A 23,089-nucleotide genomic window follows, 5' to 3' on the forward strand; every position below is an offset into this window, starting at 1 on the left:
TCATGCGTGTTAAACATGCAGTGGTTTTGCTCATGCTAATTTCACCATTAAGTTGGGCCGGAAACATGACGTTCCAGTTTCGCAACCCAAACTTTGGTGGCAACCCGAATAATGGTGCTTTTCTGTTGAACAGCGCCCAGGCCCAGAACTCATATAAAGATCCAAGCTATGACGATTACGGTATTGAAACCCCGTCAGCTCTGGATAACTTTACTCAGGCGATTCAGTCACAAATTCTCGGTGGCCTACTCACCAACATTAATACCGGTAAACCAGGAAGAATGGTGACCAATGATTTTATCATTGATATCGCCAACCGGGACGGACAACTGCAATTGAATGTCACCGACAGGAAATCGGGGAAAACTTCGACTATTGAAGTGTCGGGTTTACAAACACAGTCGACCGACTTCTAAGTTATAGCCACGAAAGGAAATAATCATGCAGCGTTTACTTATCATGGTGGCAGTAATTTTACTCAGCGGATGTTTAACAGCTCCGCCTCAAGAAGCCGCTAAGCCGACATTAATGCCCCGAGCCCAAAGCTATAAAGACTTGACGCATCTGCCTATGCCTACAGGTAAGATCTTTGTGTCGGTATACAACATTCAGGATGAGACTGGCCAATTTAAACCTTACCCGGCAAGTAACTTCTCAACCGCCGTCCCGCAAAGCGCCACGGCTATGCTTGTCACCGCATTGAAAGATTCTCGTTGGTTCGTCCCACTGGAACGTCAGGGGTTACAGAACTTGCTTAACGAACGCAAAATCATTCGTGCAGCTCAGGAAAACGGTACGGTTGCGATTAATAACCGGATCCCGCTACAGTCCCTGACCGCGGCAAACGTCATGGTGGAAGGGTCAATTATCGGTTATGAAAGCAACGTTAAATCGGGTGGTGTCGGTGCACGTTATTTTGGTATTGGCGCCGATACGCAATACCAGCTCGACCAGATAGCGGTAAACCTGCGCGTAGTTAACGTCAGCACCGGTGAGATCCTGTCGTCAGTGAATACCAGTAAAACCATTCTGTCTTATGAAGTACAGGCTGGGGTGTTCCGCTTTATTGACTACCAGCGTCTGTTGGAAGGTGAAATTGGCTACACCTCTAACGAACCGGTTATGCTTTGTCTGATGTCAGCGATTGAAACGGGCGTCATCTTCCTGATTAATGACGGCATCGATCGCGGATTGTGGGATTTGCAGGATAAGAAACAAGTTGATAATGACATTCTGGTTAAATACCGTCATATGTCGGTACCGCCAGAATCCTGATGGGTCTATACAGCATAAAAAGCGTGAGGAAAACCCTCACGCTTTTTTATTTACTGGTCAGCGTCGACGATATTCTATTTTCACGGCGAGATGCCAGCCACAGACCACTGTTTTTCATCGCATAGCCGAATACCAGACCCAATGCCAATGACGGAACAACCAGTCGCCAGTCCCCCTGCCCTGCAAATGTTGCACATGCGCCAATGAACGTGCCCGGTACAAATGAAAGCAACCATTGCTTTGCCTGGATACACATCAGAAACGCGACAATTCCTGTCATGACATAACCAATAATGTCCATATGCGGAGCAAGCGCACTACCGTTAATAATCACCAACGCCCACACCACACCGCTTAGCAGCGTACACGCCGAGATCCACAGTCCTTTTAACCCACCTTGCGGGCAAGCGAAATAAGCCGTGCAACCCAGAAAGCCAGCCCAACTGAGTAAACCAAGAGAAACGGCCACCCATCCCCAGATCCCGGAGAGAATGCCCGTTGTGATTGCAATTGAGAGAAGTATGTTCATGCCGCGCATCTTAGCAGAAAAACGGCATGGTAATGAGATCGCGCACACAATTTATGCAAGCTTATAAATTGAGTTGCACCTTTAAGTGACGAGCGTCACATTTATTCGTCTGTATCTTCCTGCAATTCGTCCCACATCGCACCAATGGCATCACGCGTCAGCGGTGCTATCGTACGCCAGAAAGGCGTGTTCGCGTGCGCTTCAACTTTACCAAGGAACGTACCGCACCAGGGCAGCAAGTAGTCTACAAACAAGGTTTCAAGCGCCTCACTTTCATCTTCCGCAGACTGGTCTTCAAGCCATGAAGCCGCCAGCAACAGCGTACCAATGTGATCTGCCGGTGTATCAGCAAGCGGCATGCCCCGGGCTGAAAGAAATGCACGAACATCGGATTCTTTCGCCCCTTCTACCCAGGCACTACGATAAGGCGGCACTGCACACTCGTCACCGACAAACAGCGCGTTGTAATCTGCAGCCAACTGGGGCATATCGCAGCTCTTCTGTAAACGGGTGAGCAGTTCGTCCTGTTCCAGCGGCCAGTTGGCGGACAGTTTACCTTCACTAATCAGGGTAAACAGGGGAACCAGTAAAGGGTCCTGCGGTTGGCGGTAAAACAGCGAGCCCAGTACACGACACAGGATAGAAAACTCGTTCATTGATATATTCCAGTTAGTAACAATTACAGTTCAGCAAATTCCGCGATCGGCTCCATGCCTCGCGATTCCAGAAACGCCAATAGACGTTTAGGTGTGACGTTTAAAATTCTGTCTTCAGGGAAATTAACATCATCCAGGATTTTACGGCATTCGCCAAATTCTCCCAGCGTGAAAGCGGTATGTGAATCCGACCCTAACGCCACCCAGCCACCAGCATCACGCACAGCCGCAGCAACCGCACGGCAATTATCCTCACTGCCCTTACGCGAATGCAAAAACGAAGAGTTATTGATTTCCAGTGCAACCTGGTACTTTGCCGCCGCCTGCGCAATTGCTTTAATATCAACAGGATATTTGGGATTTCCCGGATGACTTATGATGTGCACATTACCGCTGGCCATCGTAGCTATCATTGCCTGGGTATTGGTGTCTTTATCGTGAGGTGCAAAAACCGGCTCATGGAAGCCCGCAATAATGAGGTCCAGGGAGGTAAACATCGGACCTGAACAGTCAATTTCACCTTCAATATTCTTAATATTGGCTTCTATTCCGCGCAGGATCCCCACGCCATCCACGACACGCGGCCAAATACGCATATTGATAAAGTGCCAGTGGTGAGGCGCATCCGCCATGTCCGGTCCATGATCGGTAATGGCAAATAGCTTGATGCCTTTGCGACGAGCTTCCGCGATGTAATCACTTAAGGTGCTGTAGGCGTGGGTGCTGGCGACGGTATGCATATGCAGGTCAACGGGATACATAACTCTCTCCTGTAGTCATTTTCCGTCAAGGATAGCAGGTATCGCCGCCATTAATACCCTAAAAATTCGAGTCGCAGGCAGGTGGCAAGGGAGTGATTCCCGAATCACTTACTTAAGTAAGTGATTCGGGTGAACAACCGTAGCCAACGCACATGCAGCTTGAAGTATGACGGGTATTTTAGCTGAAACCCGGTACTTGCCGGGTTACCATCAATATCCCCGAACGCGATTGACCTGACCTGTTACGACTTGCCCGCTCTCCAGGTTCATAATCGTGCGGGAGATATAGTCCACCGCTTCTGCCGGACGGGTAACTGCGGCAATATGTGGCGTCATCGCCACACGCGGATGTTTCCATAATGGGCTGTTTTCTGGCAGCGGTTCACGACTATAAACATCCAGCATGGCCCCCTTCACCTTGCCGCTTTCCAGCGATGCCAGAAGATCGTCTTCATTGAGATGAACACCGCGTGCAAGGTTCAGCACGTAGGCGCCATCCTGCAATTGGCTAAGTAAATCAGCGTTAATAATGCCTACGGTTTCTGCCGTATTAGGCAGAAGGTTGATCAGCACGCGAGTTTGACTCAAAAACGCGCCCAGTTCCTCAGTACCGGCGAAGCTTTCCACGCCAGACCAGGATTTACGCGTACGACTCCAGCAGCGCAGTGGGAATCCCCATGCCTGCAGGCTTTCGGCAACTTTTGCGCCCAATACCCCAGCCCCCATGATCCCGACGGTAAACTCCTCGCGAGTATATTCTGGCAACGGCTGCCATTTCGCCTGATTTTTCAATGCCTGATAATCATCAAAGCGACGAAACCAGTGCAGCACCTGACTGACAGCATATTCCTGCATTTGCAGGCCCATACCCGTATCTTCCAGACGGAAAAGCGGGATCGACGCATCCAACATTTCCGGATGAGCATTGAGTTTACTGAGAATAGAATCGACGCCCGCGCCCAGCGCAAATACGGCTTTTAATTTTCGTCCTGCGAGCATTTCAACCGGCGGATGCCAGACCAGCGCATAGTCAGCATGTGCATTATCACCCGCTTTCCACTCACGTACGTTCGCACCAGGTATTGCCTTTGCCAACGCATTAATCCACCAGGTCGTATCGAATGTTGGGTGATAGAAAATTATATCCATATTGTCTCCTGAACATTGTTGTGCGGAACTTTCTCGCACTTATTATCATCATTTTTCGAGGGAACATCAGAGTAGCAAATTTTAGGATGCTGGCAAAAAAAACAATTCCCGCTTATTTATGCTCCATGTTGCTTGAAGTTTGTGTAAATGCACATTTTTTTCAAAAAGTTGATTGACGGCGGGGCGGTGTTTCCCCTACATTAGCGCCCGTTCCGGTAGCACAGGAACAACAATATGGTGAGGTGTCCGAGTGGCTGAAGGAGCACGCCTGGAAAGTGTGTATACGGCAACGTATCGGGGGTTCGAATCCCCCCCTCACCGCCATATTTTAAGAAGAGCTCGTACGCAAGTACGGGCTTTTTTTTCGCATGTTGCACATCTGCGGGGGGATGAGAAACCCCGACCGGGGTTCGACTGCTGGCGCAGCCAGCTGGACAGACCGCGAACGGAGTGAGTGGGCTGCCCGAAGGGCGAGCAAAGCGAGTCAATCCCCCCTCACCGCCATATTTTAAGAAGAGCTCGTACGCAAGTACGGTTTTTTTTTTCACATATTGCACATCTACGGGGGGATGAGAAGCCCCGACCGGTCATGTGTTAACGTCAAACAACAAAGCCCGGTTTCCCGGGCCTTGAAGACAGAGTACTTATCAGTTGTAAGCGTTGAGCGTCCGCTGACAGAGCGCAGAGCGGACGCAATCGTCTTTATTGAAACGAACAATCCCAACCATCTCATCTTCTTCGAAACGGGCCAGCGCATCGCTAAGCCCTGAGCGAACGTGGGCTGGTAGATCGCACTGGGTCACATCCCCATTCACAATCACCGTCACATTCTCCCCGAGGCGGGTCAAAAACATCTTCATTTGCGCAGCAGTGACGTTCTGAGCCTCGTCAAGAATGACCACTGCATTTTCAAAGGTACGTCCACGCATATAGGCGAACGGCGCGATTTCCACCTTACCAATCTCAGGTCGCAGGCAATATTGCATGAAGGAGGCTCCCAGCCGTTTGACAAGCACGTCATACACGGGGCGAAAATAGGGAGCAAACTTCTCGGAAACATCTCCAGGTAAGAAGCCGAGGTCTTCATCAGCTTGCAGAACTGGACGGGTTACAATGATCCTGTCCACATCTTTATGGATCAGGGCCTCTGCTGCTTTTGCCGCGCTGATCCAGGTTTTACCACACCCGGCTTCACCGGTGGCGAAGATCAGCTGTTTACTCTCGATAGCATTCAGGTAGTGCGCCTGAGCTTCATTCCGCGCCGTGATTGGCGAGGCGTCGCGACTGTCACGCGCCATACCAATCGTTTCTACGCCGCCCATCTGCACAAGCGAGGTGACCGATTCATCTTCACGTTGCTTATGGCTACGCGAATCCCGCCTCAGCACACGTTTTGCTTCACGACGAGCTTTGATCACTGCTTTTTGTCTTCCCATGGATAGCACCTTGAGTTGTAGGTATACATCACACGCGCCGTTGGCGGCACGATTATGCGCACGAACATCTGAGGGTTGGCTTCCTTGTAAGCCATTGCTTGCTTTCGGATAAGACGCCACGCACAGCTACGCGCACCGTACAGGGCGTCAGTTGCGAAGATAAGAAGTGAATGAGAGAGAGATTTAGCGGTGACGAGGAGGCTACCGGAAGAGAAACGTCCGCGTAAGGTACTGCTGTTACTGTGAAAAACGTGTCCAATACAGGACTTTTCCATTCGCGATCTCCATAGTGAATGACAATCACCGCCGGGAACTACCGCTATTACTTATAAGTACATCATAACCTTTCGCTAATGCAACAATATTTTTACTTGTTGTTAACTTAAATTCTATCTTATCACCAGAGACAGTCTCTTGCAGAAAGATGACAGAATTATTTCAGTCGCATACCGATCATAAAAAATAGTTTGTTCCTTCATCAAGATGTCAGGAAAAACCCCGCTGTACTGCGGGGCATAATCATCAGGCTTCAAGCAGAGACTGTCCCAGATAATTATCTGCAGTTTTAACACCCGGCAAAGCAAAGAAATATCCCCCACCAATCGGTTTGACATATTCTTCCAGCGCTTCACCGTTCAGACGTTTCTGCACTGTCAAAAAACCTTTTTCCAGATCGTGTTGATAGCAGACAAACAACAGCCCCATATCCAGTTGACCGGAATTAGTCACACCGAGCGAATAACTGTAGCCACGACGCATCATCAGGCTGGAGTCGGTCTCTTTCGTACGCGGATTTGCGAGACGGATATGGCTGTCGAGCGCAATCACCTCGCCTTCAGGATCGCTGGCATAGTCAGGCACATCATGCTCATGCTGCATACCCAGCGGTGCGCCGGTGTGTTTATCGCGACCAAAAATCGTTTGCTGCTCTTTCAGCGGTGTACGATCCCAGAACTCAACGCGAAACTGAATGAGCCTGACGGCCTGATAGCTTCCGCCTTGCGCCCAGGCAGGCTCGCCCTGCCCGTCCGTAACCCACACCACGTCTTGCATCAACTTCGCATCCGTAGCGTCCGGATTCGCGGTGCCGTCTTTAAAGCCAAGCAAATTGACCGGGGTCTCTTTGCCTTTACTACGTGCGGCGTGGTCGGAAATAAAACCTTCACGTTTCCAGCGCACGCTAAGGAGATCGGGCGTATGTTTAATGATATCGCGCAACGCGTGGATGACGGTGTCCTGGGTGTTGGCACAAATCTGCAGCAGCACATCGCCATGGCACAGCGCCGCATCCAGCGAATCATTCGGGAAACGGGTCATTTTTTGCAGCTTTTTCGGCATCTGCGATTTCAGTCCATAGCGTTCATCAAACAGCGAGGAGCCGACTGACAACGTCATCGTCAGGTTGTCTGGCGCAATGTATGCGCCGAGGATACCTGAATCCATAGGGGGGAGACGCGGATTCGGCGTATCCGGCGCCGGTCCACCGGTGGTCAGAAACGCAAATCGGCTGGTCAGCAACCGGAATAAACGCTCAAGATCGGCCTTATCGCTGGCGAGAACATCGAACGCCACCAGCATCATTGATGCCTGCTGCGGCGTCAGGATCCCCGCCTGATGCTGACCATAAAACGGCTGCGCTTCACTACGTGCATCCGGAGACAACGTGCCCGGCGCGCTTTGTGGTTTTTGCGCGTGGGCAACCGGACACCCACCCGCCAGCGCCAGCGCCCCACCCAGGGCGCCCATCCCTTTCAGTAAACGTCGGCGTGACGGTTCGCTCACGCCGTTTTCATTATCTTGCTGCATAGTGCTTAATCCAGACCCAGAACACCGCGTAATTGCGACAAATCTTCCGCCAGCGTCGTGATTGGCCCTTTCAGTGCATTACGATCGGCATCAGTCAGTTTGTCATAGGTTTCAAAGCCGTCTTTGGTACGGTACTTGCTCAGAATGGTATCGACCTTTTTGAAGTTCGCATCCACCTTCGCAAGCAGTTCAGCATTGGATTTTTGCAACTGAGGACGCAAGAGATCGACAATTTTCTGCGCACCATCGACGTTGGCCTGGAAATCCCACAGATCGGTATGGCTATAGCGATCTTCTTCCCCACTGATTTTGCTGGCAGCAACTTCTTCAATCAGTCCTGCTGCCCCGCCAACAACTTTAGACGGTGGGAAAGCCAGCTCGCTAATACGCGTTTGCAGGTCAAGAACATCGCTGTTTAATTGGTCGGCGTACTTATCCATACCTTTGGTGGAATTGTCACCAAACAGCGCCTTTTCCAGACGATGGAAGCCGGTAAATTTCGGATCGGCGGCTTTTTGTTCGTAATCATCTTCCCGCGCATCAATGCTGCCGTCGAGATCGGAGAACAGTTCAGCAATCGGTTCAATACGCTCGTAGTGCTGACGGGTTGGCGCATACAGGGATTTTGCTTTTTCCAGATCGCCTGCTTTAATCGCATCGGTAAAGGCTTTAGTGCCCGCAACCAACTGTGCGGTTTCGGCTGTCACATAGGCTTTGTATTCGGTAATCGCGCCGCTCAGACTCAGCAGAGCATCGCTTTGCGCGGCATCCGCCGTTGCGCTACCTTTTACGATCAGTTTGCCTTTCGGGTTAGTCAACAGACCGCAGGTCATATCATATTCGCCAGGCTGGAGGTTAGCGGTCATTTTCTGGCTAAAGCCTGGTGCAATGTTTTCGCGCTCTTCAACCACCATAACGCCTTTGAGGATCTCCCACTCCAGCGCTTTCTGGCTATGGTTCTGGATGATGAACTGCGTTTTCCCGGCATTAACCGTGATAGTCATCGGTTCACATTGTTTGTCGTTAACCGTGACTTTCACCTGCGGAATATCGGCAGCTTGTGCATTAAAAGCGGAGGCAAACAGCGCGGCGATACCTAGCTGCAGCGCACTACGGCGAAAATTAAACGTCATAACCTATCCCTATAAATAAGTATGTTGTAACTAAAAAGTATTCTGCATCGCGTTTTTATCAAGGTGCGGTACGCGATGCCGTAGTGCCTGAACGCGGCGGTAACGCAAACATAATCAACGCCGGAATCAGGTAGATAAACCAGACAGCGACTTCACTAACGCTTGGCGCTTCCTGATAGCCGAAAATGCCTTCCATCAATGTGCCAAACAGTGAATGCGTCGACAGCACGCTGCTCAGGTCAAACGCCACATCCTGAAAATGATTCCACAACCCGGCTTCGTGGAAAGCGCGGATTGCCCCAGCGGCAAGACCGGCAGCCACCAGCAAAATGAACAGGCTGGTCCATTTAAAGAATGCCCCGAGGTTGAGGCGAATACCGCCGAGGTAAATCAGGTAACCCAGAACCACCGCGGTAGCCAGCCCGAGCATCGCGCCTAACGGCGGCCAGATACCTACATCCTGCTGGAATGCTGCCAGTAGAAAGAACACCGACTCCAGCCCTTCACGGGCAACAGCAAAAAAGACCATCATCACCAGCGCCCAGCCGTGATGGTTGCCGCGTTGCAACGCGTTATCGACAGCCTGTTCAAGCTGGACTTTGACGTTGCGCGAAACTTTACGCATCCAGAACACCATCCAGGTGAGGATCACCACGGCAATGACCGCCACGATGCCTTCAAAAAGCTCCTGTTCCTTTTGCGGAAATTCACCGGTGGTTTCGTTGATGAAAATCCCTAACGCCAGGCATAACGCCGCCGCCAGCAGAACACCAATCCACATCACACCAATCCATCGACCACGCTGAGTCCGTTTCAGGTAGCTGGCAATCAGGCTGACAATCAGCGCGGCCTCTAACCCTTCGCGCAACATAATTAGAAATGGAACAAACATGCGAAGAACCCTTAAACGTTATTCTCAGTCAATTGATGAAAAGAAAAGTAAATTACAGTGATAGTGATTATCATTACAGCAAAGAAAAACTCAAGAAGAATGTTTTGAGAATGATGACTGAATGTAAAAAGCCAGGCGGGTAATGGTTATAGCAGGTTTACAACGGAAGCAATAAAAAAGCCCGCACGCGGCGGGCTTGAAGACTGAGGCAGATTATTCTGCCTGTAAACGCGATGGCGGAGCTGAGTGATAATGCGCATCAGCCTCGGCAAAACGTTGCTGCATAGCAGTTGAAGGCGCTTTACCCAACAGGCTGAAGACCACAATACCGATGCTGCCGAAAACAAAGCCCGGGATGATTTCATACAGACCCAGCCAGGCAAACTGTTTCCAGACGATTACCGTCACCGCACCAATGATCATCCCTGCCAGCGCGCCGTTGCGGGTCATACGCGACCACATTACGGAGAACAGGACTACCGGACCAAACGCAGCGCCGAAGCCCGCCCAGGCGTAGCTTACCAGACCAAGTACGCGGTTCTCCGGGTTCGCCGCCAGCGCGATAGACACCAGCGCCACGACCAACACCATGATGCGGCCAATCCACACCAACTCTTTCTGGCTGGCATTTTTACGCAGGAACGCTTTGTACAAATCTTCGGTGATTGCGCTGGAGCACACCAGCAGCTGGCAGCTCAGGGTCGACATAACCGCAGCGAGGATAGCAGACAGCAGAATACCGGCAATCCACGGGTTGAACAGGATTTGCGCCAGTTCAATAAACACACGCTCGGCGTTCTGGTTAACGGCACCGGCAAGCTGTGGGTTGTTGTTAAAGTAAGCAATACCAAAGAAGCCCACGGCCACAGCACCTGCCAGACACAGAATCATCCAGGCCATGCTAATGCGGCGAGCATGAACGATGCTATGGTGGGAATCTGCAGCCATAAAGCGCGCCAGAATATGCGGCTGACCAAAGTAGCCCAGACCCCAGCCCATCAGGGAAATGATGGCAACAAAATTCAGCCCTTTGAACATGTCCACGTTCTCAATGCTCTTTTGTTTAATCACTTCCAGCGAATCGTCGAATCCACCCACGCCAATGACTACCATCACCGGCGTCAGGATCAAAGCAAAGATCATCAGGCTGGCCTGGACGGTATCGGTCCAGCTAACCGCCAGGAAACCACCAATAAAGGTATAAATGATCGTCGCGGCCGCGCCCGCCCACAGTGCTGTTTCGTAGCTCATGCCAAAGGTGCTTTCAAACAGACGAGCCCCTGCCACAATACCGGAAGCACAATAGATGGTGAAAAACAGCAGAATAACCAGCGCGGAGATAATACGCAGAATTCGGCTTTTATCTTCAAAGCGACCGGTAAAGTAATCCGGTAACGTCAGCGCATTGTTATTGTATTCGGTGTGTACGCGTAAACGTCCGGCCACCAGCTTCCAGTTGATCCAGGCGCCCAAAATAAGGCCGATGGCGATCCAGCTTTCTGAAATCCCCGACAGGAAAATCGCGCCAGGCAGACCCATCAGCAACCAGCCGCTCATGTCAGATGCCCCGGCGGATAACGCGGTCACGAATGGACCCAGACTGCGTCCACCCAGAATGTAATCGTCAAAGTTTTTGGTTGAACGCCATGCAATAAACCCTATCAATATCATGCCAAAAATATAGACACAGAATGTCACTAACATCGGTGTGCTAATAGCCATCAAAACTCTCCAAAATTATGTATCAGCAATGCCGTGGCTTGCCGTTTTATTACCCTGCCGGAACGTGGCAAAGATATCTATGTTGACCAGGGCGACCGTATCCTGCCGGAAGCGATGGTTATTCACAATCGATTTAACACACCATTTACATCAAATTTGATCCAGAGTAGATAGCATTTTTCTGTAGGTTGCACTCTCTCACATTTTTTTCGGTTGCACCTTTTAAAAGTGTTAACTACCGCAGAGAAAAAGATTCTGTAATTTTTACAGCCCACATCATAAGACTCACATTTATTAACATTTCATTCATTTCCAAGCTTGCAAACCAAGTCACATTTAACACGGTTGCACAAAGTTGCAACATAGTGGATATTTCTCGGTAACTATCAGACCCGTATTTCAGTACAACAGGAGTAAACGGCATGGGAACCACCACGATGGGGGTTAAACTGGATGACGCCACTCGCGAGCGTATTAAAACAGCAGCATCACGAATCGATCGCACGCCACATTGGCTGATCAAGCAAGCCATCTTTAATTATCTCGAAAGACTGGAAAATGACGACGCGCTTCCTGAACTGCCGGCCCTGCTGGCGGGTGCCGCGAATGAGGGTGAGGAGTCAACCACGCCGCAGAATGAAGCGCATCAGCCTTTCCTGGAATTTGCCGAACAGATCCTGCCGCAGTCAGTTTCCCGCGCAGCAATCACCGCCGCGTACCGCCGAGCCGAAACCGATGCTGTGCCGATGCTGATGGAACAGGCTCGTCTGCCGCAACCCATTGCGGAGCAAGCGCACAAGCTGGCGTACGATCTGGCTGACAAACTGCGTAACCAAAAGACCGCCAGCGGCCGCGCCGGGATGGTACAGGGTTTATTGCAGGAATTCTCACTTTCTTCGCAGGAAGGGGTCGCGCTGATGTGCCTGGCCGAAGCCCTGCTGCGTATTCCAGATAAGGCAACCCGCGATGCGTTAATCCGCGACAAAATCAGCAACGGCAACTGGCAGTCGCACATTGGACGTAGCCCGTCCCTGTTCGTCAACGCGGCGACCTGGGGGCTGTTGTTTACCGGTCGTCTGGTTTCTACGCATAATGAAGCCAGCCTCTCACGCTCACTCAACCGTATTATCGGTAAAAGCGGTGAACCACTGGTGCGTAAAGGCGTCGACATGGCAATGCGCCTGATGGGCGAGCAGTTCGTCACCGGAGAGACTATCGCCGAAGCGCTGGCTAACGCCCGTAAACTGGAAGAAAAAGGTTTCCGCTACTCTTACGACATGCTGGGTGAAGCGGCTCTGACTGCCGCCGATGCCCAGGCTTATATGGTTTCGTACCAACAGGCAATCCACGCCATTGGTAAAGCCTCAAATGGTCGCGGCATCTATGAAGGGCCGGGCATTTCTATCAAGCTGTCAGCGCTGCATCCGCGTTATAGCCGCGCGCAGTATGACCGCGTGATGGATGAACTCTATCCGCGTCTGAAGTCGCTTACTCTGCTGGCCCGCCAGTACGACATCGGTATCAATATCGATGCTGAAGAGGCCGACCGACTGGAGATCTCCCTCGATCTGCTGGAGAAACTGTGCTTTGAACCTGAACTCGCGGGCTGGAACGGTATCGGCTTTGTTATTCAGGCCTACCAGAAGCGCTGCCCGTATGTTATCGACTACCTGATTGATCTCGCCACGCGCAGCCGCCGTCGCCTGATGATCCGTCTGGTTAAGGGCGCCTACTGGGATAGCGAAATCAAACGTGCGCAAATGGACGGTCTGGAAGGTTATCCGGTCTATACCCGTAAGGTCTACACCGACGTTTCCTATCTGGCCTGTGCGAAAAAACTGCTTGCGGTGCCGAATCTGATCTACCCGCAGTTCGCCACCCACAACGCCCATACGCTGGCGGCGATTTATCAGTTGGCCGGTCAAAACTACTATCCGGGTCAGTACGAGTTCCAGTGCCTGCACGGTATGGGCGAACCGCTGTATGAGCAGGTCACCGGTAAAGTTGCCGATGGCAAACTGAACCGTCCATGCCGCATTTATGCACCGGTCGGCACACACGAAACGCTGCTTGCATATCTGGTGCGTCGTCTGCTGGAAAACGGCGCCAACACCTCGTTCGTCAACCGCATTGCAGACACTACCCTGCCGCTGGATGAACTGGTCGCCGATCCGGTCGAAGCCGTTGAAAAACTGGCGCAGCAGGAAGGCCAGGCTGGTCTGCCACATCCGAAGATTGCCCTGCCGCGTGACCTGTACGGTAAAGGCCGCGAAAACTCAGGCGGACTGGATTTAGCGAACGAACATCGTCTGGCCTCACTGTCCTCCGCCCTGCTCAACAGCGCGCTGCAAAAATGGCACGCTAAACCGATGCTCGAACATCCGGTTGCTGACGGTGAAATGACCCCAGTCGTCAACCCAGCCGAACCGAAAGACATTGTCGGTTACGTGCGTGAAGCGACTCACAGCGAAGTGGAACAGGCATTGCAGAACGCGGTAAATAACGCGCCGATCTGGTTCGCCACACCGCCACAAGAGCGCGCCGCTATTTTGCATCGCGCCGCCGTTCTGATGGAAGGCCAGATGCAGCAGTTAATTGGCATTCTGGTGCGCGAAGCGGGCAAAACCTTCAGCAACGCCATTGCGGAAGTGCGCGAAGCGGTAGACTTCCTGCACTATTATGCCGGTCAGGTCCGCGATGACTTCGATAATGAAACCCATCGTCCGTTAGGGCCGGTGGTCTGTATCAGCCCCTGGAACTTCCCGCTGGCCATTTTCACCGGGCAGATTGCCGCTGCGCTGGCGGCGGGCAACAGCGTGTTGGCAAAACCCGCGGAACAAACTCCGCTGATTGCCGCCCAGGGTATTGCAATTTTACTCGAAGCAGGTGTACCGCCAGGCGTGGTGCAACTGTTGCCCGGCCAGGGCGAAACGGTGGGGGCGCAACTCACTTCCGATGAGCGCGTACGCGGCGTCATGTTTACTGGCTCAACGGAAGTCGCCACGCTGTTGCAACGTAATATCGCGACCCGCCTGGATGCTCAGGGGCGTCCAATCCCGCTTATCGCCGAAACCGGCGGGATGAACGCCATGATCGTCGACTCTTCTGCGTTAACGGAACAGGTCGTGGTCGACGTTCTGGCTTCTGCCTTTGACAGCGCCGGACAGCGCTGCTCCGCGCTTCGCGTCCTGTGTCTGCAGGACGATGTCGCCGACCATACGCTGAAAATGCTGCGTGGCGCAATGGCGGAATGTCGCATGGGTAACCCGGGCCGCCTGACCACCGATATTGGACCGGTAATCGATGAAGAAGCCAAAGCCAATATTGAGCGCCATATTCAGGCCATGCGCGCCAAAGGGCGTCCGGTGTTCCAGGCCGCGCGCGAAAACAGCGACGATGCGCGTGAATGGCAAAGCGGTACCTTTATCGCGCCGACGCTTATCGAGCTGGAAAGCTTCGACGAATTGCAAAAAGAGGTGTTCGGTCCGGTACTGCACGTTGTGCGTTACACCCGCAACAATCTGGGCAGTCTGATTGAGCAAATTAATGCCTCCGGCTACGGCCTGACGTTGGGCGTGCACACCCGTATCGATGAAACCATCGCCCAGGTCACAGGTTCGGCACATGTGGGGAACCTGTACGTTAACCGCAATATGGTCGGCGCCGTCGTCGGAGTGCAACCATTCGGTGGCGAAGGCTTGTCAGGAACCGGGCCAAAAGCGGGTGGACCGCTGTATCTGTACCGCCTGCTGGCAAACCGTCCGGAAAATGCGTTAGGCATTACGCTTGCCCGTCAGGATGCCGAATACCCTGTCGATGCACAGCTTAAAACGGCGCTCGTTCAGCCGCTGGAAGCGCTTAGCGAATGGGCAACCGATCGTCCAGCACTGCGTGCGCTCTGCCAACAGTTTGGTGAACTGGCGCAGGCCGGAACGCAACGCCTGCTGCCAGGACCCACCGGCGAGCGCAATACCTGGACGCTGTTGCCGCGCGAACGCGTGCTGTGTATCGCCGATGATGAACAGGATGCGCTGGTACAGGTTGCCGCTGTAACTTCCGTTGGTAGCTTAATTCTGTGGCCGGATGATACATTCCATCGCGACCTGGCAAAACGCCTGCCAGCAGTAGTTTCCGGGCGCATCCAGTTTGCCAAAGCAGACAACATCACTACGCAGCCGTTTGATGCGGTTATTTTCCACGGTGATTCCGATCAGCTTCGCGCACTGTGTGAAGCGGTGGCGGCCCGCGAAGGGGCGATTGTGTCGGTCCAGGGCTTTGCCCGCGGCGAAAGCAATATCCTGCTGGAAAGGTTGTATATTGAGCGCTCCCTGAGCGTCAATACCGCCGCTGCTGGGGGGAACGCCAGCCTGATGACAATCGGCTAAGGTTGTGGTTAATTAAGGCTCCGGTAACGGGGCCTTTTTTTATGAAGCCAGAGGGAAGCATGAAACGAATCGTACTGACATGTGCAGCGCTGCTGCTGAGCGGCCAGGCGCTGGCGGATGACTGCGCCAACGCGAACACGCAGATTGAGATGAACACCTGTGCGGCAGAGCAGTATAAAGCGGCCGACGCCAAACTTAATGAAACTTATCAGAATGCGCTGAAGCGCGCCGCCCCAACCCAGCGCGATTTACTGAAAAAAGCGCAAATATCCTGGATAACTTTGCGCGATGCGGACTGTGTGTTAATCAGTTCTGGCACTGAAGGCGGTAGCGTTCAGGCGATGATTTCCAGCCAGTGCCTGACGGATAAGACCAACGAGCGCGAAGCGTTTCTCGCCTCGCTCTTACAGTGTGAAGAAGGCGATTTAAGCTGCCCGTTACCGCCGGCCAGTTAACGCACGCGGATCCCTTCAATAATCATCCGCTGTACGCTCTCCACCGTTTGGTTAAAAAAGGCTTCATCACGCAGCGTTGCGCCCGTCACCGCCTCTACCTGTGGGGCAAAATCGGCGTAGTGCTGAGTTGAAGCCCAAATCATAAAAATCAGATGATGCGGATCGACCGGAGCCAGTTTTCCGCTTTTGATCCAACCGGCAATCAGCGCGGATTTCTCATCAATTAGCGTTTTAAGATCCCCCTCCAGTTCTGCCATCAATAAAGGCGCTCCGGCCAGCATCTCCATACAAAACAGCCGTGAGGCCTGAGGGTAATCGCGCGACACTTCCAGCTTAAGGCGAATGTATTCTTTAATGGCCACCAGCGGCGCAAAGTCTTCGCGAAAAGCTTTCAATGGAGCCAGCCAGATGTCGAGGATCTGCCGTAAAACGGCGATATAAAGCACCTCTTTTGACGGGTAGTAATAAAGTAGATTGGTTTTTGACACGCCCGCTTGCTCTGCCACCTGCTCCAGGCGCGTGCCGTGGATCCCATATTGGGAGAAGATATTTAATGCCGCGGTTAAGATGGCCTGGCGTTTTGCACTGACGGCCTGCGAGCGCTTACCTGTTTTTTTCTCTGCGCGTTGGACCATGCGCCCTCTCCTTCTTGTGAGGGCGTCAGCATACCAAATCACGCGGTGAATGGTTAAATTAAAGCGATTCCGGCGGCGCCTCTTGTCCAAGCGCTTTTTTCTTTTTGAACTTCAGCTCGCTGACCAGTACGCCAACAATAATGAATGCCGCACCAAGCAATGCAAGTAGCGGTAAGCGTTCACCCGCCAGACGGCCAAAGATCCCCGCCCACACCGGTTCACCGGTATAAATAACCGTCGCGCGCGTCGGCGAAACGCTGCGCTGCGCCCAGTTCATGGTGACCTGAATAATCGCGCTAAAAATCCCCAGCCCCAGCGCCACCACCAGCAATCCGGTAGACATTGGTGGTACGGTCTCTCCGGCCGGTCCCATCGCCATAAACGCCACTATCGAAGCGGTTGCCAGTTGCACTACCGTTACCCGACGTACATCCACTTTTCCCGCCCACGCGCTAATCAGGATAATTTCTGCCGCAATCGCCACCGCACCGGCAAGCGTGATCCACTCGCCTTCGCCTAAAGCCAGTAAATTGCCTCCCGGTCCGGCAAGAAAAATCAATCCGATAAAGGCCAGCACAATGCCGACGCACGGCATCAGACCTGGCATGCGTCCCAGACACAACCATTGTAAAAGCGGCACCAACGGTACGTACATCGCGGTAATAAACGCCGATTTACTGCTGGGAATAAACTGTAACCCCCAGGTTTGCAGACTATAACCCAGCGCAATTGCGATACCGATTGCAACCCCTGCTTTAACTTCCAGCCACGTCAGCTTATGCAGTGTGTGTAACGACAAAAGCGCGACCGCCAGAGCGGCAGTGGCAAAACGCACACCGACAAAGAAAAAAGGGCCGCTCAGGGTAACGGCATATTGCACCGCCAAAAACGTGCCACCCCAGAACATGGTGATCACAATGAGGATCGCTTCCTGAGGTTTAACAGAGAAGGAATAACGAGAAAGTAATGACATGAGACACCCGATTAACTGAATGTCATTAGTCTGCGTTGCGTTTTGTTACAGTTCAACCTTGCAGACAAAAAAAACCGCCGGAAAGACCCGGCGGCGGTGGCTACGTAACGTCTGTCTCTGACTCTCAGCCGTCACGACATATCTGACAGATAGCCCGACAATTACGATTTGTTGTTGCCGTGACTATTTTTGCCCCCTTTTTTGCCTGCCTCTGAAGCGCGTTGCGGGTCATTCTTGAAGTTGCCCCCGCTGTGCTGGCCACCTTTTCGACCTGCTTCTGATGCTCTTTCGCGGTCTTCCGCAAAGTTGCCGGAACCGCCCCGATGGTTTGCCATTACTGACCTCCGTCATTGATTAGACATCATATTGCATAGGTACTGAGGAGTGATACCTCACGCAGCGTTACGGGCGAGGCCCTGAAAATAACTGCGTGGGAATAAGCATAGTGAAGCGTGGCCAGGGCAGACGCTAACTGTAATATCCTGCAACAGGATCAGGAGTGACAAAGAAATAATCACCATAAGAAATCAATAAGTCTTTCTTATGACTACCGAATTCTACCCGGTTAAATATGTATCATTTTGCTACAAAGCAGGTTGTTATAAAAATTGTTATAAATCAAAGAAGTGATTGTGAAATTTGCACTCCTGACAGTACGTCATATCTTTAAAGGTAGGTAGCGAATCGCTACGGACACGGTTAACTCGAGGAGTAGTGTAAAATGGCAAAAGTTCTGGTGCTTTATTATTCCATGTACGGACACATTGAAACTATGGCCCACGCAGTCGCAGAAGGCGCAAATAAGGTAGATGGCGCGGAAGTGATTATTAAGCGTGTACCAGAGACCATGCAGCCCGAGATTTTCCTTAAGGCTGGCGGCAAAACACAAAACGCACCAGTCGCAACCCCACAAGAACTGGCTGATTACGACGCCATCATTTTTGGTACTCCCACGCGCTTTGGCAATATGTCCGGTCAGATGCGTACCTTCCTCGACCAGACTGGCGGGCTGTGGGCCTCTGGCGGCCTGTACGGCAAACTCGCCAGCGTATTCAGCTCAACGGGAACCGGCGGCGGTCAGGAACAAACCATTACATCAACCTGGACTACGCTTGCCCACCATGGGATGGTGATTGTACCTATCGGTTACGCGGCGCAAGAGCTGTTTGATGTCTCTCAAGTTCGCGGCGGTACCCCTTACGGTGCAACCACCATTGCCGGAGGCGACGGCTCCCGCCAGCCAAGTCAGGAAGAATTATCTATCGCCCGCTATCAGGGTGAATATGTCGCAGGTCTGGCAGTAAAACTCAACGGCTAATCTTCAACAGGAGGATTCGAATGCCAACTCAAGAAGCGAAAGCCCATCGCGTCGGCGAATGGGCAAGTCTGCGCAATACATCGCCGGAAATAGCCGAAGCCATTTTTGAAGTCGCACATTATGACGAGAAACTGGCGGAAAAAATTTGGGAAGAAGGTAGCGATGAGGTACTCATCAAAGCCTTTGAAAAAACAGACAAAGATTCGCTCTTTTGGGGTGAACAGACTATCGAACGCAAAAACGTCTAGCGCGCTGACTCCCCCGCGAACACGGGGGAGTTTTCTTTTACTTAGCCGCCTCATTCAGCACGCTATCGAACTTATCTATCGGGCAAAAACCATCCGCATCTATCGGACATCCTTTCAGCTCCAGCGTTACGCGCTGCGCCGGGGATTTCAGCGTCAGAACGTCTGCATTACGCAACTGCTGCGAGCTCTGATACACATACTCGATTTTCATCAGATCACGATTTGCATTGCTGTCATGCCAGCGCTGAAAGACAATCTTCCCGCCAATCGGCGTACGCTCGTTCTGATCGTGAAGCTGGTACGGTTTAAAATCCAGCGCGGTGAGCAACGAAGCGATATTTGAATCATGCCCCACCAGCACGGTTATTTTCGGTGCTTTCGTGCGTTCAGTAACCAGCGCATTATCAATATATTTCACCAGCGGTTTGGCGACGTTCTGCGCCACTTCCGGGGAGGTGAACAGGCTATCCTGATAGCCGTTTTTCAGCTTCGACAGAACCTTCCACTGCTGATCGGATTTAATCTCGCCCCAGGCAACCTTGTCCATCGGGAAGCCTTCGTAATATTGCAGCGTGAAGGCATCAACCAGCGAATTTCCCACCTTCAGCGGCCCCGAAACGCCTGGCTCCTGCTGGTACTTCGCGCTAAACGTATCTTTGGCATCGGTCAGGGAACACTGCTGTTTTTCTTTGCAGGACGGAGAGTCTTTGTAGTCGGTCATTTGCTCAAGCAACTGATAGCTATCGTTGAGCTGCATTTTGCTGCGCTCTTTCTCCATGGCCTGAACGGCCTGCTGGCTGAAGGCGGCGGAATCATCGGTGATCACCGGGTTAAAGGTGGGATCCATGGTGCCCATTTTTTCCTGATGATGGACCGGAACATCGCAACCAGGGAAAGCACCGGTAACAAAGAACTGCGCCGTGGCGACCGTACGCTGCAGGCTGTTAGCATAGGTATAGACCGTGTTCGGTGCCGGGCATTCGCCCGATTTCACCATCCCCTGCTCTGCCAGCCACTCTCGCATGTAGTGGCCCATATAGATTTCCAGCACACCGCCTTTAGTAGTGAGTTGTCCGCCGGGGACATCCCATTCTGGCCATTGTTTGGGGGTGGACTGCTCAAGAACGCTGCCATTATTGGCTAAAGGTGCGCGTAAGTTATGCCGACTCATCATCAATACTTGCTGAAGCTGATAGCCTTCCGGCGCGGTCTGCGCCTGCGCGGCGGTTGACAATAAGACAGCCCCTGCCACGGCTGTGGCGATTAACGATTTATTCATCCCTACGACCTCTTGTTGTTATCAATCACAACAGAGTGTGACAGAAATATGACATATTTCCGGGAACGCTTTCGCAAAACAGACCATCTAGCGTGTCGTTTTAACACCAAACTCGGTTTCGAGTTTACGAATGCCAAGAGGTGTGAAGATGACATGACGGCTGCCCTGTTCGGTTTTTATCCATCGCTGTTCACTGAACCAGCGCAGCAGCGTTGCGCCAAGCACACCACCAGGATGATAACGTCGTTCGCTCCAGTCCAGACAACCGCAGGTTAACTTCCGCCGGGATGAGCCAGCCGCCAGGACAATCCCCATCTGTGCCAGCTTTTCCTGCCCAAGAGGAGTCAGCGTTTCACCATCCGGCGTTAACCACTGACGGGAAACCAGCGTATCGAACAACCTCACCGCGACCTCTCCGGCGAGATGGTCGTAGCAGGTGCGGGCATGCCGCAAACCTGGCGGTGTAGTGATTCTGCGGGGCGTTGATGTCGCCCACGCAACGCCCATCAGGCGTTCCAGCAGTTCAGCGATATCGGAACCTGCAAGGCGAAAATAACGATGTCTGCCCTGCGCCAACGCGACAACAAAACGTTGTTCGCACAGACGCGCCAGATGCGCGCTGGCGGTCGACGCGGATATATCCGCCACCGCGCTGAGCTCAGTTGCAGTCCAGGCGCAGCCATCCATTAGGGCGCACAACATACGTGAGCGCGATTTATCGGCCATCACTGCCGCAGTGAGTGCCATTTTCGACTCCAGATCGCCTTCTTCTTCATGTAACATCACGGATGCCATAACGACCTCATTGGCCCTGAATCTCTGAATTAACGATGCCATGAAAGTCGCGCAAAGTCACCGCACCGGTCACACAGCACGCAGCATCATCTCTGTCCCCAACCCGACCAGACAAAACAGAAAACAGCGTTTAAACACGAGCGGAGAAATAACCCTTCGCACACGGGTACCTATCCATTGGCCAATCAGCGCAGGAACAATGGCCAAAGCCGACAAACTTAGCGATTGTATGGGCAGCGCGTTGTGCCACCACAGACCCAGCGCCAATGCCAGGGTCGAAAAGGTAAAAGAGATCCCGAGCGCCTGCACCAGTTCATCTTTCTCAAAGCCGAGGGACTGGATCCAGGGCACGGCGGGCATCACAAACACCCCGGTTCCGCCGGTCAATAAGCCGGTCACAAATCCAATAACGAGGGAGTACGGTTTTTCACGCTGCGGGGCCACCGCGATTTTCTTTCCCGCCAGCGTCCAGATAGCGTAGGCCACCAGCGCTACGCCGAGTGCAAACTGAGTTCGGGTGGTGTCACCACCGGTAATCCAGGCGCTGGCAAGCAGTGTCGCCACCACTACTGTCAGCAGCATTGGCCACAGTCGTTTGAGTAATTGGCGTGTATTTCCACCGCCGCCAAACTGGAACAAATTGCTTATCAGCGAAGGCAATAACAGCATGGCCGCCGCGGCAACTGGCGAAATAAGCGATCCGAGGATCCCCATTGCCACGGTGGGTAACCCCATACCCGTAACGCCTTTCACCATCCCGGCGAGGACAAATGTGGCGGCAATCATCACCACCAGGGCGGGTCCAAACGCTAAAGAACTCGTCATGTTGCACTTTCCTGGAAAAGAGAAGATGACAGATTCTGGACGTTAATCACTGTGTTTGCTTCGTCAGGCAACGAAATATGCCTTCCTGGGGAGGGCGACGCCATAATAAATATCCTCCGGCATAGCCGGAGGTTTTTCTGATGCGCCTATAAGGCTCTGTTACCAGCCGCGCCCTAACAGGCGCATACGATCTGACATTTGCATCAGACTTCGTTACTTACGGCCCGTAAACGGGCTACCCGGATAAGGGATCGATAACTGCTCGCCCATTTTATCCTCTGCAAGCTGGTGCTTTATGTATTCCTGTATCCTTGCCGTGTTCTTACCCACCGTATCTACGTAATACCCACGACACCAGAACTCCCTGTTCCTGTATTTAAACTTCATATCACCAAACTGCTCATACAACATCAGACTGCTTTTACCTTTCAGATAACCCATAAAACCGGATACGCTCATTTTGGGCGGGATTTCCACAAGCATATGGATATGATCTGCACAGCATTCCGCTTCCAGGATCCGCACGTTTTTCCACTCACACAGCTTTCTTAAGATGCTGCCTATCGCCCTACGTTTCTCCCCGTAGAATGCTTGTCTTCGGTATTTGGGCGCAAAAACTATGTGATATTTACAGTTCCATCGGGTGTGCGCTAAGCTCTTTTCGTCCCCCATTGGGACCCCCTTTTGATTTCTTGTTTAACCCTTGCAGTTGCCAGACCGCAAGGTGTTTTAACAAATCAAAAGGGGTTTTAATAACTGGCCCAAAGCTGAAAGCTTTCCGGAACCCCCAGCCTAGCTGGGGGTTTTCTGTGCACAA

Annotated in this window: 24 protein-coding genes, 1 tRNA gene and 1 other RNA gene; 8 read left to right on the forward strand and 18 right to left on the reverse strand. The window is 52.4% G+C overall.

What is annotated here, in order from left to right; translation table 11 throughout:
• Positions 1–2: 2 nt before the first annotated feature.
• Together csgF and csgG are read left to right on the forward strand one after the other, a co-directional pair.
• Positions 3–416, forward strand: coding sequence for a curli production assembly/transport protein CsgF (gene csgF / locus OGX90_RS23690; protein ID WP_003832089.1), 414 nt, complete (start codon positions 3–5; stop codon positions 414–416).
• Positions 417–441: 25 nt separating this feature from the next.
• Positions 442–1,275, forward strand: coding sequence for a curli production assembly/transport protein CsgG (gene csgG, locus OGX90_RS23695; protein WP_003036082.1), 834 nt, complete (start codon positions 442–444; stop codon positions 1,273–1,275).
• Between the two features lie 46 nt (positions 1,276–1,321).
• Here csgG and OGX90_RS23700 read toward each other — a convergent pair whose 3' ends face one another.
• The 4 genes from OGX90_RS23700 to ghrA form a co-directional block, all read right to left on the reverse strand.
• A complete protein-coding gene (locus OGX90_RS23700) occupies positions 1,322–1,804 on the reverse strand; it encodes a DUF1097 domain-containing protein (protein WP_032934412.1) in 483 nt (160 codons plus the stop codon).
• Positions 1,805–1,905: 101 nt separating this feature from the next.
• Positions 1,906–2,460, reverse strand: a complete 555-nt coding sequence (locus OGX90_RS23705; RefSeq protein WP_003832084.1) for a TorD/DmsD family molecular chaperone — start codon at positions 2,458–2,460, stop codon at positions 1,906–1,908.
• Positions 2,461–2,483: 23 nt separating this feature from the next.
• Positions 2,484–3,221: a phosphatase gene (locus tag OGX90_RS23710; protein ID WP_008784332.1), complete on the reverse strand. Its 738-nt coding sequence runs from the start codon at positions 3,219–3,221 to the stop codon at positions 2,484–2,486.
• Between the two features lie 210 nt (positions 3,222–3,431).
• Entirely contained in the window at positions 3,432–4,370 is a 939-nt protein-coding gene (gene ghrA, locus OGX90_RS23715; RefSeq protein WP_057067489.1) for a glyoxylate/hydroxypyruvate reductase GhrA, read from the reverse strand.
• A gap of 236 nt (positions 4,371–4,606) precedes the next feature.
• On the opposite strand from ghrA, the gene OGX90_RS23720 reads away from it, so the two are divergent.
• Positions 4,607–4,694: transfer RNA gene (locus OGX90_RS23720), tRNA-Ser, on the forward strand.
• Between the two features lie 44 nt (positions 4,695–4,738).
• A non-coding RNA gene (locus tag OGX90_RS23725) (RtT sRNA) lies at positions 4,739–4,874 on the forward strand.
• Between the two features lie 143 nt (positions 4,875–5,017).
• Here the strand turns inward: OGX90_RS23725 and phoH are convergent.
• From phoH to putP, 6 genes are all read right to left on the reverse strand, one after another.
• Positions 5,018–5,806, reverse strand: coding sequence for a phosphate starvation-inducible protein PhoH (gene phoH, locus OGX90_RS23730; protein ID WP_032942942.1), 789 nt, complete (start codon positions 5,804–5,806; stop codon positions 5,018–5,020).
• Positions 5,785–6,081 (reverse strand): hypothetical protein, encoded by a 297-nt coding sequence (locus OGX90_RS23735; protein WP_172111178.1) that lies wholly within the window; start codon positions 6,079–6,081, stop codon positions 5,785–5,787. The genes phoH and OGX90_RS23735 overlap by 22 nt, the downstream gene beginning before the upstream one ends.
• A 247-nt stretch (positions 6,082–6,328) precedes the next feature.
• Positions 6,329–7,612, reverse strand: coding sequence for an iron uptake transporter deferrochelatase/peroxidase subunit (efeB, locus tag OGX90_RS23740; protein ID WP_008784328.1), 1,284 nt, complete (start codon positions 7,610–7,612; stop codon positions 6,329–6,331).
• 5 nt (positions 7,613–7,617) lie between these two features.
• Positions 7,618–8,745, reverse strand: a complete 1,128-nt coding sequence (gene efeO, locus OGX90_RS23745) for an iron uptake system protein EfeO (protein WP_234692937.1) — start codon at positions 8,743–8,745, stop codon at positions 7,618–7,620.
• A gap of 58 nt (positions 8,746–8,803) precedes the next feature.
• Positions 8,804–9,637 carry an iron uptake transporter permease EfeU gene (gene efeU, locus OGX90_RS23750; RefSeq protein ID WP_003036041.1) on the reverse strand — a complete coding sequence of 278 codons (834 nt, stop codon included), beginning with the start codon at positions 9,635–9,637 and terminating at the stop codon, positions 8,804–8,806.
• A 213-nt stretch (positions 9,638–9,850) separates the two neighbouring features.
• Positions 9,851–11,359, reverse strand: coding sequence for a sodium/proline symporter PutP (putP, locus tag OGX90_RS23755; RefSeq protein ID WP_032942939.1), 1,509 nt, complete (start codon positions 11,357–11,359; stop codon positions 9,851–9,853).
• A gap of 422 nt (positions 11,360–11,781) precedes the next feature.
• Between putP and putA the strand changes: the two genes are divergently transcribed.
• Together putA and OGX90_RS23765 are read left to right on the forward strand one after the other, a co-directional pair.
• Positions 11,782–15,744, forward strand: coding sequence for a trifunctional transcriptional regulator/proline dehydrogenase/L-glutamate gamma-semialdehyde dehydrogenase (putA, locus tag OGX90_RS23760; protein ID WP_057067492.1), 3,963 nt, complete (start codon positions 11,782–11,784; stop codon positions 15,742–15,744).
• Between the two features lie 59 nt (positions 15,745–15,803).
• Positions 15,804–16,199 carry a lysozyme inhibitor LprI family protein gene (locus OGX90_RS23765; RefSeq protein ID WP_234692936.1) on the forward strand — a complete coding sequence of 132 codons (396 nt, stop codon included), beginning with the start codon at positions 15,804–15,806 and terminating at the stop codon, positions 16,197–16,199.
• Here OGX90_RS23765 and rutR read toward each other — a convergent pair.
• From rutR to OGX90_RS23780, 3 genes are all read right to left on the reverse strand, one after another.
• The gene (gene rutR / locus OGX90_RS23770) at positions 16,196–16,834 is read right to left on the reverse strand and encodes an HTH-type transcriptional regulator RutR (protein WP_003036026.1); all 639 of its coding nucleotides are present in this window, start codon (positions 16,832–16,834) and stop codon (positions 16,196–16,198) included. The two genes, OGX90_RS23765 and rutR, sit on opposite strands and share 4 nt — an antisense overlap.
• Positions 16,835–16,892: 58 nt before the next feature.
• Positions 16,893–17,807 (reverse strand): DMT family transporter, encoded by a 915-nt coding sequence (locus tag OGX90_RS23775; RefSeq protein ID WP_003832060.1) that lies wholly within the window; start codon positions 17,805–17,807, stop codon positions 16,893–16,895.
• 161 nt (positions 17,808–17,968) lie between these two features.
• Complete coding sequence (locus OGX90_RS23780; protein ID WP_003036022.1) at positions 17,969–18,142, reverse strand: con-10 family general stress protein; 174 nt, start codon at positions 18,140–18,142, stop codon at positions 17,969–17,971.
• Between the two features lie 386 nt (positions 18,143–18,528).
• Between OGX90_RS23780 and wrbA the strand changes: the two genes are divergently transcribed.
• A complete protein-coding gene (wrbA, locus tag OGX90_RS23785; RefSeq protein ID WP_003832057.1) occupies positions 18,529–19,125 on the forward strand; it encodes an NAD(P)H:quinone oxidoreductase in 597 nt (198 codons plus the stop codon).
• Between the two features lie 20 nt (positions 19,126–19,145).
• On the forward strand, positions 19,146–19,373 hold the full coding sequence (locus OGX90_RS23790; RefSeq protein WP_003036015.1) for a YccJ family protein: 228 nt from the start codon (positions 19,146–19,148) through the stop codon (positions 19,371–19,373).
• A 37-nt stretch (positions 19,374–19,410) separates the two neighbouring features.
• Here the strand turns inward: OGX90_RS23790 and agp are convergent, their stop codons facing one another.
• From agp to OGX90_RS23815, 5 genes are all read right to left on the reverse strand, one after another.
• Positions 19,411–20,652 carry a bifunctional glucose-1-phosphatase/inositol phosphatase gene (gene agp / locus OGX90_RS23795; RefSeq protein ID WP_032942934.1) on the reverse strand — a complete coding sequence of 414 codons (1,242 nt, stop codon included), beginning with the start codon at positions 20,650–20,652 and terminating at the stop codon, positions 19,411–19,413.
• Positions 20,653–20,739: 87 nt separating this feature from the next.
• On the reverse strand, positions 20,740–21,447 hold the full coding sequence (locus tag OGX90_RS23800; RefSeq protein ID WP_071444950.1) for an ArsR/SmtB family transcription factor: 708 nt from the start codon (positions 21,445–21,447) through the stop codon (positions 20,740–20,742).
• Between the two features lie 69 nt (positions 21,448–21,516).
• Complete coding sequence (locus OGX90_RS23805) at positions 21,517–22,272, reverse strand: sulfite exporter TauE/SafE family protein (protein WP_048214487.1); 756 nt, start codon at positions 22,270–22,272, stop codon at positions 21,517–21,519.
• A 213-nt stretch (positions 22,273–22,485) separates the two neighbouring features.
• The gene (gene tnpA / locus OGX90_RS23810; RefSeq protein ID WP_057069660.1) at positions 22,486–22,944 is read right to left on the reverse strand and encodes an IS200/IS605 family transposase; all 459 of its coding nucleotides are present in this window, start codon (positions 22,942–22,944) and stop codon (positions 22,486–22,488) included.
• On the reverse strand, positions 22,901–23,089 hold a 189-nt coding region (locus OGX90_RS23815), incomplete at its 5' end, for a hypothetical protein (protein ID WP_234662442.1). The genes OGX90_RS23815 and tnpA, both read right to left, overlap by 44 nt.

This window comes from Citrobacter sp. Cpo012, assembly GCF_030333015.1.
GTDB lineage: Bacteria > Pseudomonadota > Gammaproteobacteria > Enterobacterales > Enterobacteriaceae > Citrobacter > Citrobacter portucalensis.

Excerpts from the sequence above, each read along its gene's own strand:
- csgG (WP_003036082.1), top strand. The coding sequence starts at position 442 with ATGCAGCGTTTACTTATCATGGTGGCAGTAATTTTACTCAGCGGATGT.
- OGX90_RS23700 (WP_032934412.1), bottom strand. The coding sequence starts at position 1,804 with ATGAACATACTTCTCTCAATTGCAATCACAACGGGCATTCTCTCCGGG.
- OGX90_RS23705 (WP_003832084.1), bottom strand. The coding sequence starts at position 2,460 with ATGAACGAGTTTTCTATCCTGTGTCGTGTACTGGGCTCGCTGTTTTAC.
- OGX90_RS23775 (WP_003832060.1), bottom strand. The coding sequence starts at position 17,807 with ATGTCATTACTTTCTCGTTATTCCTTCTCTGTTAAACCTCAGGAAGCG.
- tnpA (WP_057069660.1), bottom strand. The coding sequence starts at position 22,944 with ATGGGGGACGAAAAGAGCTTAGCGCACACCCGATGGAACTGTAAATAT.
- OGX90_RS23805 (WP_048214487.1), bottom strand. The coding sequence starts at position 22,272 with ATGACGAGTTCTTTAGCGTTTGGACCCGCCCTGGTGGTGATGATTGCC.
- efeU (WP_003036041.1), bottom strand. The coding sequence starts at position 9,637 with ATGTTTGTTCCATTTCTAATTATGTTGCGCGAAGGGTTAGAGGCCGCG.
- ghrA (WP_057067489.1), bottom strand. The coding sequence starts at position 4,370 with ATGGATATAATTTTCTATCACCCAACATTCGATACGACCTGGTGGATT.
- putA (WP_057067492.1), top strand. The coding sequence starts at position 11,782 with ATGGGAACCACCACGATGGGGGTTAAACTGGATGACGCCACTCGCGAG.
- OGX90_RS23790 (WP_003036015.1), top strand. The coding sequence starts at position 19,146 with ATGCCAACTCAAGAAGCGAAAGCCCATCGCGTCGGCGAATGGGCAAGT.
- rutR (WP_003036026.1), bottom strand. The coding sequence starts at position 16,834 with ATGGTCCAACGCGCAGAGAAAAAAACAGGTAAGCGCTCGCAGGCCGTC.
- agp (WP_032942934.1), bottom strand. The coding sequence starts at position 20,652 with ATGAATAAATCGTTAATCGCCACAGCCGTGGCAGGGGCTGTCTTATTG.
- efeB (WP_008784328.1), bottom strand. The coding sequence starts at position 7,612 with ATGCAGCAAGATAATGAAAACGGCGTGAGCGAACCGTCACGCCGACGT.
- OGX90_RS23780 (WP_003036022.1), bottom strand. The coding sequence starts at position 18,142 with ATGGCAAACCATCGGGGCGGTTCCGGCAACTTTGCGGAAGACCGCGAA.
- efeO (WP_234692937.1), bottom strand. The coding sequence starts at position 8,745 with ATGACGTTTAATTTTCGCCGTAGTGCGCTGCAGCTAGGTATCGCCGCG.
- OGX90_RS23735 (WP_172111178.1), bottom strand. The coding sequence starts at position 6,081 with ATGGAAAAGTCCTGTATTGGACACGTTTTTCACAGTAACAGCAGTACC.
- OGX90_RS23800 (WP_071444950.1), bottom strand. The coding sequence starts at position 21,447 with ATGGCATCCGTGATGTTACATGAAGAAGAAGGCGATCTGGAGTCGAAA.
- csgF (WP_003832089.1), top strand. The coding sequence starts at position 3 with ATGCGTGTTAAACATGCAGTGGTTTTGCTCATGCTAATTTCACCATTA.
- wrbA (WP_003832057.1), top strand. The coding sequence starts at position 18,529 with ATGGCAAAAGTTCTGGTGCTTTATTATTCCATGTACGGACACATTGAA.
- OGX90_RS23765 (WP_234692936.1), top strand. The coding sequence starts at position 15,804 with ATGAAACGAATCGTACTGACATGTGCAGCGCTGCTGCTGAGCGGCCAG.
- OGX90_RS23710 (WP_008784332.1), bottom strand. The coding sequence starts at position 3,221 with ATGTATCCCGTTGACCTGCATATGCATACCGTCGCCAGCACCCACGCC.
- phoH (WP_032942942.1), bottom strand. The coding sequence starts at position 5,806 with ATGGGAAGACAAAAAGCAGTGATCAAAGCTCGTCGTGAAGCAAAACGT.
- putP (WP_032942939.1), bottom strand. The coding sequence starts at position 11,359 with ATGGCTATTAGCACACCGATGTTAGTGACATTCTGTGTCTATATTTTT.